Consider the following 16056-nt stretch of genomic DNA (forward strand, 5'->3'; position numbering starts at 1 on the left):
GGAGCAATGTGATCCGTATCGGGTATTACTTCGACAGCAGATGGCCCATTTTTTCGGCTTTGGTATCGAGGTAGTGCGCATTATTCGGATTACGACCGACAATCAGCGGAACGCGTTCAACAATATTGATGCCCGCTTCAGTAAGAATCTCTACCTTGCGCGGATTGTTGGTCAGCAGACGCACTTCGTCAACGCCAAGCAGTTTGAACATATCGGCGCACAGGGTAAAGTCGCGCTCATCGGCGGCAAATCCCAACTGATGGTTGGCTTCTACCGTGTCATAGCCTTTATCCTGCAACGCGTAGGCGCGAATTTTATTCAGCAGCCCGATACCGCGTCCTTCCTGCCGATGATAAAGCAGAATCCCGCGGCCCTGCTCGGCGATGTGCGTCAGCGCAGCTTCCAGCTGGAAACCGCAATCGCAGCGCAGGCTGAACAGCGCATCACCGGTAAGGCATTCGGAATGAACGCGCGCCAGTACCGGCTCGCTGTTAGAAACATCACCATAAACCAGCGCAACATGATCGTGCCCGGTTGCCAGTTCTTCAAAACCGACCATGAGGAAATCGCCCCAGGGCGTGGGCAGGTTGGCTTCTGCCACCCGTTTAAGCTGCATGTGACTCTCCAGAAACTTCAGGTGTACGCTATCATCAGATGGCGCAGTGTCAGTTGCCTGACGGCTAACAATGCGTGCTATTTTGCCATAACCCGCGATGCGAAGGTTAACATGTTTGAGCTATCCAGTGATAACGCACAATTATCACCGTCGCAATCTATATGTTATTATTTTTATTACTATTGTTATATCAATCCAGAGAAATAACCGAACTTTTTAAGGAAGAAAGATGCCTGAAATTCTCAGACGAACCACGATCGGGATGCTTCTATTGTTGACAATGCCCGTGCTGATCGCGCTTTCTGGCTGGCAGTGGCAGCCTGGTGAAATGGGCTGGGGATATCTGATCCTGTTCTGGTTTACCGAGACGGTCACCCGTCCGTGGGGCGTTATTACCAGCGTGCTATTGTGCGGTTGGTTCCTCTGGTGTTTACGTTTCCGCTTCAAACCGGCGGTGTTTTTGCTGGCCATCCTGGTTGGTACTATCCTCGTCGGCCAGTACACCAAAAGCCTGATTAAAGACCGGGTACAGGAGCCTCGCCCATACGTTTTATGGCTGGAAAAGGCCGAGGGTGTCAGTAATGAATACTTCTATGAATTAAAACGCAAACAGCGTAGCCACCTGGTCGAAGAAGCGGTGGCCGATAATACACAGCTACCCGGATGGCTGAAGCGGCACTGGGCGTTTGAAACCGGATTTTCGTTTCCTTCAGGACACACCATGTTTGCTGCCAGCTGGGCGCTGCTTGGTGTAGGATTGCTGTGGCCGCGTCGGCGCTATGTCACCATTGTGCTGCTGTTGAGTTGGGCCACGCTGGTGATGGGCAGCCGTCTGGTGCTGGGCATGCACTGGCCGCAGGATCTTATCGTATCTACGTTGTTGAGCTGGCTGTTTATTACCCTGGCAACCTGGCTCGCCCAGCGTTTCTGCGGTCCGCTGAGCGTGCTGCCACAGGAGCAGCAGGAAATCAACCAGCGAGAAAATGAGTGACGCCGATTGTAAACCAGGTTTTTGCCCCCATAACTATCAACGACTTTGCATAATAGCGTGATGGGTACAGGGAATTAGTGCGGCGCCTGAAATCTGCGAGTATCAACACAAGCATCAAGGCGTTTTTTTTGGCATAATTCATCTGATTAACATCAGATTACGGGATGAACTGTGAAATATTTGCTGATTTTTTTAGTGGTTCTGGCGATCTTTGTCATTTCAGTCACTTTGGGTGCACACAACGATCAGGTCGTCACCTTCAACTATCTGCTGGCGCAGGGTGAATTCCGTATCTCTACACTGCTGGCTTCGCTGTTTGCCGTGGGCTTCCTGCTGGGATGGGCAATATGTGGTCTGTTTTGGCTACGTGTTCGCGTTGCACTGGCTAACAGCCAGCGTAAGCTTAAGCGACTGCAGCATCAGATCGGGCAGACGGATGCTGCCGGGACGGCGTCAAGAACGCCAGCCGTCAAGGAATAATCATTTATGTTGGAACTGCTGTTTCTGTTACTCCCCGTAGCCGCCGCCTACGGCTGGTATATGGGGCGCAGAAGTGCGCAACAGGATAAGCAACAGGAAGCGAGCCGCCTGTCACGCGATTACGTGGCCGGGGTGAACTTCCTGCTTTCGAATCAACAGGACAAAGCCGTCGACCTGTTTCTTGACATGCTCAAGGAAGACAGCGGTACGGTTGAGGCTCACCTGACGCTGGGCAACCTGTTTCGTTCCCGTGGTGAAGTTGACCGCGCCATCCGCATCCACCAGGCCCTGATGGAAAGTGCTTCTCTGACCTACGATCAGCGGCTGCTTGCTATACAGCAGCTGGGGCGCGATTACATGGTGGCCGGTTTATACGATCGTGCTGAACAGATGTTCGGGCAACTGGTTGAAGAAACCGATTTTCGCATTGGCGCGCTCCAGCAGCTGCTGATCATCCATCAGTCCACCAGCGACTGGCCGAATGCGATCGAAGTCGCGGAACGGCTGGTGAAGCTGGGTAAAGAGCAGAAGAAAATGGAAATCGCCCATTTCTACTGCGAGCTGGCGCTGCAGGCCATGGGCAGTGACGATCTTGATCGTGCAATGAACCTGCTGAAGAAGGGCGAAGCCGCCGATCGCAACAGCGCCCGCATCTCTATTATGATGGGGCGGATTTTTATGGCGAAAGGCGATTATGCCAAAGCCGTAGTGCACCTGCAGCGGGTCATTGAACAGGATCGGGAACTGGTCAGCGAGACGCTGGAAATGCTGGAAACCTGCTTCGAACACCTCAACCAGCCAAAGGCATGGAGCGATTATCTGAAGCGCTGCGTGGAAGAGAATACCGGTGCGGCCGCCGAACTCTACCTTGCCGGTATTCTGGACCGCGATGAAGGGGCGGACGTGGCGCAGACCTATATCACCCGCCAGCTACAGCGACATCCTACCATGCGCGTATTCCACCGGCTGATGGACTTCAACCTGCAGGAAGCCGAAGACGGCAGGGCGAAAGAGAGCCTGATGGTGCTGCGCGATATGGTGGGCGAGCAAATTCGCACCAAGCCGCGCTATCGCTGCCACAAATGCGGTTTTACCGCCCATGCGCTTTACTGGCACTGCCCGTCTTGCCGCGCCTGGTCTTCGGTAAAGCCGATTCGCGGCCTGGATGGACAATAATCCTGGCGCCCGCGCCGATTCATTGTCCTTTTTCTGCTGTGACTTAGTTACAACATGCTAATTGTTTTTTAAACAGTACGATGCCAGCGGCATCTTAGTCGTGAAGCCTGGCAGGGGGGAATGGAAATCCACCACTCTTCGTTAATAATTCTCAACGGGTTAACTGTGAATTTGCGCCTTCCGCAGGTAAAATGCCTGCCGTTTCCGCTTTCCGTTTTCAGTCAACGGCCTGTGACGCCTGGCTGAATTCCTGTGACTATTCTGTTTGCGCCATGCGGTGCTCCACTTAAAGAGGGTTTATTGATGCATTCACCTCAGCTTACCGGCTCACCGATTGTGGTAGCGTTAGATTATGCCGATCGCGACCTTGCACTGGCTTTTGTCGACCAGATTGAACCCGGCAGCTGCCGCCTGAAAGTAGGGAAAGAGATGTTTACCCTGTTCGGCCCGCAGCTGGTGCGCGATTTGCAACAGCGCGGTTTCGACGTCTTCCTTGATCTCAAGTTTCATGATATTCCGAACACCACGGCACACGCGGTGGCCGCAGCGGCTGATTTGGGCGTGTGGATGGTGAATGTCCACGCCAGCGGCGGAGCGCGGATGATGAATGCGGCCCGCGAGGCACTGATGCCGTTTGGCAAAGACGCCCCTCTGCTGATCGCCGTCACCGTGCTGACCAGCATGGATGCGGACGACCTTCGCGGTCTGGGGATCGAGTTATCTCCTGCCGATCAGGCCGAGCGCCTGGCGCGGCTGACACATCAGTGCGGACTGGACGGCGTGGTGTGTTCAGCGCAGGAAGCCAGCCGCTTTAAGCAGGTTATTGGCCAGGAATTTAAGTTAGTTACTCCGGGAATACGACCGGCTGGCAGCGATGTAGGTGACCAGCGCCGCATTATGACTCCGCAGCAAGCGGTGCAGGCCGGCGTTGATTATATGGTGATCGGGCGTCCTATTACCCAGGCGGCCAATCCGGCAGCAGCCCTGCAAGCGATCCTTTCCTCAATTCAGGAGGCATAATGGCAGACGATAACAGCAGGCTGGTCTATTCAACCGCCAGTGGCCGTATTGACGAAGTTAAAGAGAAACCGCAGCGTCCTAAAGGTGACGGTATTGTTCGCATCCAGCGTCAGACCAGCGGCCGTAAAGGGAAGGGCGTGTGCCTGATCTCGGGGATTGATGTGGACGATGCCGAGCTGGAAAAGCTGGCTGCCGAACTTAAGAAAAAATGCGGCTGCGGCGGTGCGGTAAAAGACGGCGTGATTGAAATTCAGGGCGACAAGCGCGATTTGCTGAAAACGCTGCTGGAGGCCAAAGGCCATAAGGTTAAACTCGCTGGAGGCTGATGCCCGGTCTTTTATGCTGAGCTTCAACCGGTCAAACATCGGTCGGTAGCTTTCAAAGCCGAAGCTGCGCTAAAGCAAGATACCGATTCAGCAAACATGAGGCCGCAAGTGCGGCCTCAAATGTTTCCTTTTCGCTGCGGCAGCCAGAGATATCGTGTGCAAACGAATTAATCGACCTGATGCCCGATAATACCGCCGACGGCCGCGCCACCCACGGTACCTAAGCCGCTACCGTTAGTCAGAATCGAACCACCTATTGCACCAGCACCGGCACCGATTGCCGTGTTGCGATCGCGCTTAGACCAGTTTGAACAGGCACTGAGAGAAAGAACCAGAGTTGCCGCCAGCATCGCGGCGGTAATGCGTTTTGTCGTATTTGTCATTGTGAATACTCCTCAATTGCAGCGACTGATTACCCGATCAAGTATAGTGGATACTCGGATTTTCGGCCTGGAACTGTCGATTATTCCGGCGTTCCTGCTATTAGTTAGTGAGCTGATTATCACTACAGCTAGCTATCTATATTAATTTTAGAAGCTGCTGCTTTACTGCCCAGGTAATAATTCCGAATATTTCCGCTGCCGTGCCGCACAGAACGCTGCGGACAGCCGGAAACTGCCTTTATCCAGCTATTGTCTCCATACCCGCTTTTAGCGCCTGCGCCGACAATGACTCACGGACCTAATCGGAGAGTCAACGATGCTTGAACAACTGAAACAGCAGGTACTGGAAGCCAATCTCGCGCTACCGCACTACGGCCTGGTCACATTTACCTGGGGCAACGTCAGTGCCATCGACCGCCAGCAGGGACTGGTGGTGATTAAACCTTCCGGGGTGAGCTACGAGCAGATGCAGCGTGACGATATGGTGGTGGTGGAGCTGGAAAGCGGCAGGGTGGTAGAAGGTGCTAAACGGCCATCTTCTGACACCGATACTCACCGCGCTTTATATCTGGCCTGGCCAGATATCGGTGGAATTGTCCATACACATTCTCGCCACGCTACAATCTGGGCACAGGCCGGCCGGGACATTCCCGCCTGGGGGACAACGCATGCCGATGACTTCTACGGTGCCGTACCCTGCACGCGTAAGATGACCGATGCCGAAATCAAAGAACGGTACGAGTGGGAAACCGGGCAGGTCATTATTGAAACCCTGCGCGACCGGGAAATCGACCCGCTGGCTATACCCGCCGTACTGGTTAACTCGCACGGTCCTTTTTGCTGGGGTAAAAGCGCAGACGATGCCGTACACAGTGCCGTCGTGCTGGAAGAAGTGGCCTATATGGGCATCTTCAGTCAACAACTTGCGCCCGAGCTTCCGGTGATGCAGCAAACCCTGCTGGATAAACACTATTTGCGTAAACACGGTGCCGGAGCCTACTACGGTCAGAAGTGATGTTCATTGCCGGTGATTTAAGGACGAAGTTGCTCAATTTATTTGGCGGTTTATTGTCACTTTTTGTCTGAAAATTTACTAATTTGCTTTAATAATCAAACAGCCATTTAGTGTAAACATCCTGTCGATTAGGCTGGAGCTGCGTACTGAACGCATGACTAATCGAGGATAATAATATGACCGTTGTAAACCAGACTACCTGCAGACTGTTCAGTGAAGCCGGACAGATGACCCAGCTCTCCGCTTACTATGAGGAAGAGCGCCGGACCATGTGGATGCTGCTGCGTGCGCAGCCGCGCCCGAGCTTCAACCACCAGCTAATAGAGGAGATCATGAATCTCAGCTATGCGGCACAGCGGTCGGGGCTGGCTATTGATTTTTGGGTTACCGGCTCACTGGTCCCCGGCATGTTTAATGCCGGTGGCGATCTCAGCTTCTTTGTGGAGTCGATCAAAAACGGCCGCCGCGAGGCACTACGGGCTTATGCCCGAGCCTGCGTGGACTGCATTCACGCGGCGGCAAGAGGATTTGATACCGGAGCGGTAACCATTGCGATGGTAGAGGGCAGTGCGCTCGGTGGCGGATTTGAAGCGGCGCTGGCACATCACTTTATTTTAGCGCAGAACACCGCGCGGATGGGTTTCCCTGAAATTGCTTTTAACCTGTTCCCCGGGATGGGCGGCTATTCGCTGGTTGCCCGTCGGGCAGGTATGAAGCTGGCAGAGGAGCTGATTTGCGAAGGTGAATCACACACCGCAGAGTGGTTTGAAACGCGCGGGCTGGTTGATCGTCTGTTCCAGCCGGACGAGGCTTACCACAGTACGCGTACCTTTATTGATACGCTGCGACCGAAGCTGAACGGCGTGCGGGCGATGCTGAAAGCGCGGCAGCGCGTGCTTCAGCTGACGCGCGCCGAACTGATGGACATCACCGAAGACTGGGTTGATTTCGCCTTCAGCCTGGAACCCAAGGACATCGCCTATATGGAGCGTCTGGTTAACTTACAAAACCGCCACAGTGCTCAAAGCTTGCTGAAAGCGGGTTAAGTGCGTTTATCAACCATAATCAGGCTTTAACAAGATAGTGCGCAAGCCAGTGCTCAAGCTCATCAACGGGCATTGGCTTCGCGTACAGATAGCCCTGGCGCACGTCAACGCCGCAGGCCAGCGCGAACGCTTCTTCTTCTTCGGTTTCAATCCCTTCGGCAATCACCTGGAGATCCAGCGCGCGGGCCACGGCAACAATCGCGCGAACCAGCGTTTGCGAAACGGATTTCTCGTTCACATCGCGGATAAAACTCTGGTCGAGTTTGATCGCGTCAATCGGCACGCGCGCCAGCTGCGACAGCGAAGAATAGCCGGTGCCGAAGTCATCAAGATGCACCGATGCACCTAACTGCTGGAATTCGCCCATCAGCACCAGTGCCTGGCTTTCGTTTTCCATCAGACAGCTTTCGGTCAGTTCGATATCAATCGGACAGCTCTCCAGCCCGGCTTCGTCGAGCGCCAGCTTGAGATCGGTATAAATACTCTGATCGATCAGCTGCCGTGCGGAAACGTTGACCGCCACACGTAGGAAAATCCCCTGCTTGCGCCACTCAAGAATTTGCTCAAGAACCGTCAGCATCACCCACCGGCCCAGCGGTACAATCAGCCCGGACTCCTCGGCGTAGGAGATAAAGCGATCGGGGCGAACCAGGCCACGCTCCGGCGAAAGCCAGCGGACCAGCGCCTCGACGCTGCTGACCGTGCCGTCGGCATCCAGCTTCGGCTGATAGTGAATGACTAACTGGCTCAGTTCCAGCGCCTTGCGCAGGTTCGTGTCCAGCCAGAGGTATTCAAATACCCGCTGATTCATCTCGGTCGAGAAGACGCTGAACTGCCCACGGCCGTTCTCTTTGGCGGTGTACATCGCCGTGTCGGCGTTGCGGATCAGGCTGTCACGATCCTCGCCGTGCTGTGGAGCAATGGCGATACCGATTGAACAGCCGGAATACACCTCAATCAGACCGATGCGGAAGGTCTGCTTCAGTCGGTCGATAATGCGCGACGCCATCGCTTCCAGCGCAGCCTGAGTCGTATCTTCGGCCAGCACGATAAACTCATCGCCGCCGAGGCGGGCCAGAGTCTGATTTTTCTCGAGGCAGCTCAGGATGGCCAGCGACACGGCCTGCAACAGCTGGTCGCCAAACATATGGCCGTAAACGTCGTTAACCTTTTTAAAGTTATCCAGGTCCAGATAGACCACGCCCACCTGTTCGTTTGCGCGATTCTCCAGCACCTCCGTAATACGATCGTTAATCGCCGTACGGTTAGGCAGGCCGGTAATCGTATCGGTGTTGGCCAGCACTCGCAGACGCTCCTGTGCCCGGCGCTCTTCGGTAATATCCGTCCCCGAACAGATCAGGTAAATTTCATTTTTTCCGCTGCCGCTGTGGACGAATTTATTCCGGAACAGGAACAGACGCTGGCCCATTTTCGTCTTGATCCAGCGTTCAACTTCATAGGAGCTGCCTTCCCGGAAGAAGGTGCTGATATTGCGGCGAGAAGACGCGGCTTCCTGTCGCGTCATAAACAGCTGGAACACGTTGCGGCCGATCACTTCCTGCTCTTTCAGGCCGGTATACTCTTCGCTCAGGCGATTAAAGCGCTGAATATTACCGTGCTGATCGAGAATAACGATTACCGAGTTGGCTTCGGAAACCACCTGTTCGGCAAAAGAAAGCCCGAGCGCCAGATCGCGCGCCACCGCGGAGGTGTCCCCCCAGGCCGAGGCGGTGCCCGCCCACTGGGACAGACTCACTTTGCGGCCGACCAGATGCATGGACAGCGGAGTGCCGTAGAGTGAGAGCGTCAGATTAATGCTGGATGTGACCACCGTCATTTCGCGAATCATGCGGGCCTGTGCAGCATTCAGCGGCACGGCGATATTGATTTCGCCATTCTCTTCCTGAGCGAAGTGCAGCGCATCACTGTCAGAGCGTAAATGCCAATAAGGGCTACTGGTGCCAAACCAGGCGTATAGCAGCGTTTGCCCCTGTTCATCGGTCATTTATTCTTTCTCCTTGGTGATGCAGTGCAGATGGTATCTTCTTATTTTAGCAACACTATTAGCCGGTTGCAGAATCCCGAGACACAATAGCAATTAATCCAGGCTGATTAAATCAGGATAAATAAAAAATCTCCCCGACCGTTCGATCGGGGAGACTCATCATTAACAATAACGCAATTGACGGATTGTGTAACATGCCCTAAGAAAAATAATGCAGCACATGCCGGGCATGGACAGCGTTTTGGCCGCTGAAGTCAGAGACGATTCGCCGTACTCTGTGCCGTTTCACTACGCAGAACAATCTCGCTTTCGTGCGTGGTTGGCTGGCTGCTTTGCAGAGCGCGACGGATCACGAAGAAAGACGAAATCAACATGGTGACAGCAACCAGCATAAAGAAGCCGCATAGCGCTGCGTTAATCTGGTTACTCATCACGATGGTCTGCATATCCGCGATGCTTTTTGCCGGGGCAATCACCACGCCCTGATCGATACCGGTGGAGAATTTCTTCGCCTGGGCAAGGAAACCAATCGACGGTTTTTCGTGGAAGATTTTCTGCCATCCGGCCGTCATTGAGGTAACGAATAGCCAGGCAGTCGGCAAAATAGTCACCCAGGCGTAGCGCTGTTTTTTCATCTTAAACAGCACCACGGTACCCAGAATCAGCGCCATCGAAGCCAGCATCTGGTTGCCGATACCGAACAGCGGCCACAGGGTGTTAATGCCGCCCAACGGGTCGATCACGCCCTGATAAACAAAGAAGCCCCAGCCGGAAACCGCTACCGCTGTCCCGATAATATTACCGAACCAGGAACGGTTATTGGCCAACGCCGGAATGGCGGTACCCGCCAGGTCCTGCACCATAAACCGGCAGGCACGAGTACCGGCATCAACTGCCGTCAGAATAAACAGCGCCTCAAAGAGAATGGCAAAGTGATACCAGAAGGCCATCATCGCCCGACTGTTAAATACCTCGGTGATGATATGCGCCATGCCAACTGCAAAGGTTGGCGCACCACCTGCGCGGGACAGAATCGAGGTTTCCCCCACGTCGCGGGCAATCGCGGTCAGCACCTCCGGCGTGATGACAAAGCCCCAGCCGTTAATCGCCTGCGCGGCGCTTTCTACCGTGGTGCCAATCAGCGCCGCCGGGGCATTCATCGCAAAATAGATACCCGGGTCCAGCACCGAGGCGCAGATCAGCGCCATAATGGCCACAAAGGACTCCATCAGCATCGCGCCGTAGCCGAGCATGCGAATATGGCTTTCGCGTTCCACCAGCTTCGGCGTTGTGCCGCTGGAAACCAGCGCGTGGAAGCCTGAAATTGCGCCACAGGCAATGGTAATAAACAGGAACGGGAACAGTCCGCCGGAGAACACCGGCCCGCTGCCGTCAATAAAACGCGTAACCGCCGGCATTTTCATTTCCGGCATGGCGAACACAATACCCACCGCCAGACCGACGATCACCCCGATTTTCAGGAAAGTAGACAAATAATCGCGCGGTGCCAGCAGCAGCCACACCGGCAAAACTGAAGCCACGAAGCCGTAGATCACCAGAACCAGCGTCAGGGTGGTGCCTTTCAGGGTAAAGAACGGTCCCCAGAACGGATGCAGGGCGATATCACCGCCGTAAATAATCGCGGCCATCATCAACACGAAGCCGATCAGCGACACCTCGGCGATATGACCGGGGCGGATAAAGCGCATATACACACCCATAAACAGGGCAATCGGCAGGGTGGCGGCGATGGAGAACATGCCCCACGGACTGTTGGTTAGCGCTTTCACTACCACCAGCGCCAGCGCGGAAAGAATAATAATCATCACGCCAAGCGCACCGAGCATGGTGATCACCCCGGCAAATGCGCCCAGTTCCTGGCGGGCCATTTCCCCCAGCGAGCGTCCGTCGCGGCGTGTGGAGATAAACAGAATCAGGAAGTCCTGTACTGCACCTGCCAGCATTACGCCGATCAAGATCCACAGTGTTCCGGGCAGGAAGCCCATCTGGGCGGCAAGGATCGGTCCGACCAGCGGCCCGGCACCGGCGATAGCGGCAAAGTGATGCCCGAAGAGTACCCATTTGTTGGTGGGAACGTAGTCCAGACCGTCATTTTTACGCTCGGCGGGCGTCATACGCCGATCGTCCAGCTCAAAAATATTGCGGGCAATAAACAGACTGTAGAATCGATAAGCAATGCTGTAGCAGGCAACGGCAGCCACTACCAGCCACAGTGCGTTAACCGGTTCGCCTCGATTCAATGCCAGCATCGCAAACGCGCAGGCACCGACGATGGCCACGGCAATCCAGATCAAACTTGCCTTGACGTTTTTCATCACATTACTCCTTGTAAGAACCACAAAGGGGAGAAGGAATCAGCAAGTTAAAAATAGTGTAATGAAATGTAAAAGAAAGATTATCAATCAGGAAGTGTGAACTGTCGGGGATTTTTTACGCAGGGAAGTCGAGAGAAATAATGCGGGATAACCTGAGTCGTTATCCCGCATTGAGTTTTATGCTGCCGGGCGAGCCACCACGCTGCGGGTTTCCATGCGCACTTCGGCGATGGTGACCTCAATAACGTCGGTAACGCGATAAGCCACTTCGCCTTTGATCATCACGGAGCCGTTTTCATTGCTGCACACCAGCTCATCACGCACCGCGTGAATAAACGGAGCCGGGATAAAGGCGACCGCGCCGTTGTCCAGCAGGCGAACGCGCATGCCGCCACGTGAAACGTCGATGATCTCGGCGCTGAAGCGCTGGTCAGTACCCGCCGCCTTTTGCAGGAAGCGAGAATAGAGCCAGTCGCCGACATCACGTTCTGCCATGCGGTTCTGGCGGCGGCGTTCGGCCATTTTCACCGTCAGCTCATCAGCAGGGCGGTCAGCTGCTTCACCTTTAATAATCGCTTTCAGCAGGCGATGGTTGATCATATCGCCGAACTTACGGATCGGTGAAGTCCAGGTTGCGTACGCCTCAAGACCCAGACCAAAATGCGGGCCGGGTTCAATGCTGACTTCGGCAAACGACTGGAAGCGGCGAATACGGCTGTCGAGGAACTGGGTAGGCAGGGCATCCAGCTCGCGACGCAGCTCGCGGAAGCCTTCCAGCGTGGCAATCGCCGCCGGGTCGGCGGTAATGCCGTGGTTGGCCAGCACGGCAGCGGCCTGCTCGGCGTTAACCAGATCGAAGCCTAAATGCACGTTGTAGACGCCGAAGCCCAGATTATCGCGCAGCACGGTCGCAGCACAGATATTGGCCAGAATCATGGACTCTTCAACGATGCGGTTAGCGATGCGACGATGTTCAGCGATGATATCCAGCACTTCGCCTTTTTCACCCAGCAGGAAGCGGAAGTCAGGGCGATCCTTAAACACCAGCGCATGGCTCTGACGCCATTCACTGCGTGCCAGGCACAGACGATGCAGCAGACGGATCTGCTGAGCAATCGCTTCGCTCTCCGGCTGCCATTCACCGGCACCGTCGTTTTCCAGCCAGTCGGAAACGTTATCGTAAGCCAGCTTGGCTTTGGATTCGATCCAGGCGGCGAAGAACTGAATGTCGCTGGCAGGCGTACCGTCTGCGGCAATTTTCACGCGGCAGGCCAGCACCGGGCGGCGTTCGTTCGGGCGCAGCGAGCAGATGTTGTCCGACAGCTGGCGCGGCAGCATCGGGATATTGAAGCCCGGCAGATAGTTAGTGAACGAACGTTCGGCGGCGATTTTATCCAGCTTGCTGCCCGGCAGCACATAGGCCGTTGGATCGGCAATGGCAATGGTCAGCAGCAGTTCGCCATCGGTGGTTTCTTCCACGTACAGCGCATCGTCCATATCTTCGGTGCTGGCGCTGTCGATGGTGACGAAATTCAGGGCGGTGAGATCTTCACGTTCCAGCTTTTCATCCAGCATCTCTTCCGGCGTGGCGACATCCGGCGCTTCACGCTCCAGATTGTGGCGTGACAGTGTCACCCACCAGGGAGCGAGATGGTCATCACCGGTAGTGATAAATTCGGTCAGCTCGGCGTAGAAAGTGCGGTCGCCTTTCAGCGGGTGGCGGCGCATCTCGGCCACCGCCCAGTCACCGTTCTGGAAATCATGTTTCACGCTACGATCGGCGCGACACTGGATAGCATCCTTGAGCAGAGGATGATCGGGAATAATGGACAGACGGTCGTCTTTGTCCTTCCGCTGCACCCGGCCAACAAAGCGGGTGAGGAACGGCTCGATCAGCGTTTCCGGATCGGCCACTTCACGATCTTTATCGGTTTGCAGTACCGCTGAAACGCGGTCACCGTGCATCACTTTTTTCATGAACGGCGGCGGGATAAAGTAGCTTTTCTGAGCATCGACTTCCAGGAAGCCAAAGCCTTTTTCCGTGCCTTTTACCACACCCTCAACGCGAGGTGTCTGGGAGTGGAGTTTCTCTTTAAGCTGCGCGAGCAGCGGGTTATCCTGGAACATAATTTCAACAGTTTTCGTGGCCTAAGAGCGGCAGACAGTTTTACGCGATTAACCGCTTCGCGGCAAGTCCGGTATGAAAAGGGCGGCCATTTTTCCGGCCGCCCCCGCACTTACGCAATCCGCAGTTCGTGCTTAATCGGTGACAGAGAAATTTTCACCGGCACCGACTTCGAGGTTGGCGTGCCGCTGATGTCGCCGAAGCTGGATAACGGCACCAGCGGGTTAGTTTCCGGATAGTAGGCGGCCAGATTCCCGGCAGGAATATTGTACGGCACCAGCTTGAAGCCATGAACTTTTCGGGTAATGCCGTCGTTCCACACGGTTTCGATATCGACATTATCACCGGCGGCAAAGCCCAGTTTTTCCATATCCTGCGCATTGATGAACAGCACCTCGCGCTGGCCGTAAACGCCGCGATAACGATCGTCCAGACCGTAAATGGTGGTGTTGTACTGGTCGTGCGAACGCAGAGTTTGCAGCGTGAACGGCACCTCGGCATCCAGCGGTGGGAACAGGGAGGCGGGCAGCGCCGCGTTGCTGAACTGCGCCTTCTCATGCAGGGTATTAAACCGCAGTTCCGCCGCGGCGTTACCGAGATAGAAGCCGCCCTTGATATCGCATTTCGCATTGAAATCCGCGAAGCCAGGAATGGTGGCAGCGATGTGGTCGCGGATCAGATTGTAATCCGCCGCCAGACCCAGCCAGTCGACCTTCTCGTTGCCCAGCACCGCGTTAGCGATACCGGCGACAATCCAGGTCTCAGAACGCTGGGTATCGGCAATCGGCTTGCCCACACCTTCGGAGGCATGCACCATGCTGAACGAGTCTTCCACGGTAATAAACTGTGGACCGGTTGCCTGAATATCCTGCTCGGTACGGCCCAGCGTAGGCAGAATCAGCGCGTCTACCGCACCCGGACACAGGTGGCTGCGGTTGAGCTTGGTACTGATTTGCACGGTCAGGCCACAGCGGCGCAGCGCTTCTTCGGTACGCGGGCTGTCCGGCGCAGCGGCCGCCAGGTTACCGCCCAGGGCGATCAGTACCTTGATTTCATCGCGCAGCATCGCTTCCAGCGCTTCAACGGTGTTGTGGCCGATTTCACGCGGTGGCTCGAAGCCGAAATGCTGGCCCAGGCTGTCGAGGAATGCTTTAGGCGGCTTCTCGTCAATGCCCATTGTGCGGTTGCCCTGCACGTTACTGTGTCCGCGCACCGGGCAAAGGCCCGCACCTTTTTTACCCAGCTGACCAAACAGCAGCTGCAGGTTAACGATTTCACGCACCGTATCCACGGAGTGTTTGTGCTGAGTGATACCCATCGCCCAGGTACAAATCACCCGGTCGGCGCTCTGATAAATCGCCGCCGCTTCGCGGATCTGCTGCTCGCTGAGACCCGACTGCTGGACGATCTGCGACCATTCGGTGGCCTCGACTTCGGCCAGATAGGCCTCAACGCCTTCGGTTTTGGCATTGATAAACGCTTCGTCAAACAGGCCTTTTTCACCGGCGGCAACCAGCGCGCGGTGATTTTCCGCCAGTACTTTCACCATACCGCGAACGGCGGCCATATCACCGCCCAGATTCGGCTGATAGTAGGTAGAACTGATCTGTCCGGCCATGCTGGTCACCACTTCCAGCGGTTTCTGCGGGTCGGCAAAACGCTCCAGCCCACGCTCGCGCAGGGTATTGAAGGTGACAATTTTAGCGCCGTGATCGGCGGCGTGGCGCAGGCTGTGCAGCATGCGCGGGTGGTTGGTTCCCGGATTCTGGCCAAAGACGAAAATCGCATCGGCATGATCGAAATCATCAAGGCGAATGGTGCCTTTACCGACACCGATGCTGCGCTTCAGGCCGCTGCCGCTGGCCTCGTGGCACATATTGGAACAGTCGGGGAAATTGTTACTGCCGTTCAGGCGGCCAAAGAGCTGATAAAGCCAGGACGCTTCATTACTGGCGCGGCCCGAAGTATACAGCTCCATCTGGTGCGGATTATCCATCGCCTTGATATGGCGGGCGATCAGCGCAAACGCATCGTCCCAGCTTATTGGCTCGTAGCGGTCGGTCTGACGGTTATAGCGCAGGGGCTCGGTCAGGCGACCCTGATACTCGAGGAAATAGTCGCTCTGCTGATACAGCGAGGTCACGCTGTATTGCGCGAAGAAGTCTGCACCAATATTGCGGCGGGTGGCTTCCCAGGTGACCGCTTTGGCCCCGTTTTCGCAGAAGCTGAAGGTACTTTTATTATCATCGCCCCAGGCACAGCCGGGGCAGTCGAAGCCCTTTGCCTTGTTCATGCGCATCAGGTTGCGCATGTTTTTTAATACTTGCTTGCTGTCGAAGACAAAACGGGTGGTAGCTTCCAGGGAACCCCAACCACCGGCCGCAGCCTGGTAGGGTTTAATCGCTTCTTTAAATTTCATGATATGCAGGCTTATGTTGGAATGATGTTAAGAAGTTATGACTCCTTTTGCATAAGTGTGATAGCCAGTGTGAGAATTGTCTAATTGATTGCAGCGATGGAGCGATAGTTAGTATTTA

Annotated in this window: 13 protein-coding genes; 7 read left to right on the forward strand and 6 right to left on the reverse strand. The window is 55.3% G+C overall.

Going from position 1 to position 16056, the window contains the following annotated elements; genetic code table 11:
* Positions 1 to 25: 25 nt before the first annotated feature.
* Positions 26 to 616: a GTP cyclohydrolase II gene (ribA, locus tag JOE09_RS00795; RefSeq protein WP_105594734.1), complete on the reverse strand. Its 591-nt coding sequence runs from the start codon at positions 614 to 616 to the stop codon at positions 26 to 28.
* A gap of 229 nt (positions 617 to 845) precedes the next feature.
* Here ribA and pgpB point away from each other — a divergent pair, with 229 nt between their 5' ends.
* From pgpB to yciH, 5 genes are all read left to right on the forward strand, one after another.
* Positions 846 to 1607, forward strand: a complete 762-nt coding sequence (pgpB, locus tag JOE09_RS00800) for a phosphatidylglycerophosphatase B (RefSeq protein ID WP_205064430.1) — start codon at positions 846 to 848, stop codon at positions 1605 to 1607.
* Positions 1608 to 1778: 171 nt separating this feature from the next.
* Positions 1779 to 2087, forward strand: coding sequence for a LapA family protein (locus JOE09_RS00805; protein ID WP_105594732.1), 309 nt, complete (start codon positions 1779 to 1781; stop codon positions 2085 to 2087).
* A gap of 6 nt (positions 2088 to 2093) precedes the next feature.
* Positions 2094 to 3263 carry a lipopolysaccharide assembly protein LapB gene (gene lapB / locus JOE09_RS00810; protein WP_205064431.1) on the forward strand — a complete coding sequence of 390 codons (1170 nt, stop codon included), beginning with the start codon at positions 2094 to 2096 and terminating at the stop codon, positions 3261 to 3263.
* A gap of 303 nt (positions 3264 to 3566) precedes the next feature.
* A complete protein-coding gene (pyrF, locus tag JOE09_RS00815; protein WP_205064432.1) occupies positions 3567 to 4283 on the forward strand; it encodes an orotidine-5'-phosphate decarboxylase in 717 nt (238 codons plus the stop codon).
* Positions 4283 to 4609 carry a stress response translation initiation inhibitor YciH gene (gene yciH, locus JOE09_RS00820; protein WP_205064433.1) on the forward strand — a complete coding sequence of 109 codons (327 nt, stop codon included), beginning with the start codon at positions 4283 to 4285 and terminating at the stop codon, positions 4607 to 4609. The genes pyrF and yciH overlap by 1 nt, the downstream gene beginning before the upstream one ends.
* Positions 4610 to 4776: 167 nt before the next feature.
* Here the strand turns inward: yciH and osmB are convergent, their stop codons facing one another.
* Positions 4777 to 4992 (reverse strand): osmotically-inducible lipoprotein OsmB, encoded by a 216-nt coding sequence (gene osmB / locus JOE09_RS00825; protein ID WP_205064434.1) that lies wholly within the window; start codon positions 4990 to 4992, stop codon positions 4777 to 4779.
* A gap of 316 nt (positions 4993 to 5308) precedes the next feature.
* Between osmB and araD the strand changes: the two genes are divergently transcribed.
* Positions 5309 to 6007, forward strand: a complete 699-nt coding sequence (gene araD / locus JOE09_RS00830) for an L-ribulose-5-phosphate 4-epimerase (protein ID WP_200543725.1) — start codon at positions 5309 to 5311, stop codon at positions 6005 to 6007.
* Positions 6008 to 6183: 176 nt separating this feature from the next.
* Entirely contained in the window at positions 6184 to 7053 is an 870-nt protein-coding gene (locus JOE09_RS00835) for a crotonase/enoyl-CoA hydratase family protein (RefSeq protein ID WP_205064435.1), read from the forward strand.
* A 19-nt stretch (positions 7054 to 7072) separates the two neighbouring features.
* Here the strand turns inward: JOE09_RS00835 and pdeR are convergent, their stop codons facing one another.
* From pdeR to JOE09_RS00855, 4 genes are all read right to left on the reverse strand, one after another.
* Positions 7073 to 9058: a cyclic di-GMP phosphodiesterase gene (pdeR, locus tag JOE09_RS00840; protein WP_205064436.1), complete on the reverse strand. Its 1986-nt coding sequence runs from the start codon at positions 9056 to 9058 to the stop codon at positions 7073 to 7075.
* A 254-nt stretch (positions 9059 to 9312) separates the two neighbouring features.
* Complete coding sequence (locus JOE09_RS00845; RefSeq protein WP_205064437.1) at positions 9313 to 11394, reverse strand: carbon starvation CstA family protein; 2082 nt, start codon at positions 11392 to 11394, stop codon at positions 9313 to 9315.
* Between the two features lie 177 nt (positions 11395 to 11571).
* Positions 11572 to 13521 (reverse strand): exoribonuclease II, encoded by a 1950-nt coding sequence (locus JOE09_RS00850; protein WP_205064438.1) that lies wholly within the window; start codon positions 13519 to 13521, stop codon positions 11572 to 11574.
* Positions 13522 to 13631: 110 nt separating this feature from the next.
* Positions 13632 to 15938, reverse strand: coding sequence for an FdhF/YdeP family oxidoreductase (locus JOE09_RS00855; protein WP_205064439.1), 2307 nt, complete (start codon positions 15936 to 15938; stop codon positions 13632 to 13634).
* Positions 15939 to 16056 lie beyond the last annotated feature (118 nt).

The sequence above is a fragment of the Pantoea coffeiphila genome (assembly GCF_016909495.1).
Taxonomy (GTDB): Bacteria; Pseudomonadota; Gammaproteobacteria; order Enterobacterales; family Enterobacteriaceae; genus Erwinia; species Erwinia coffeiphila.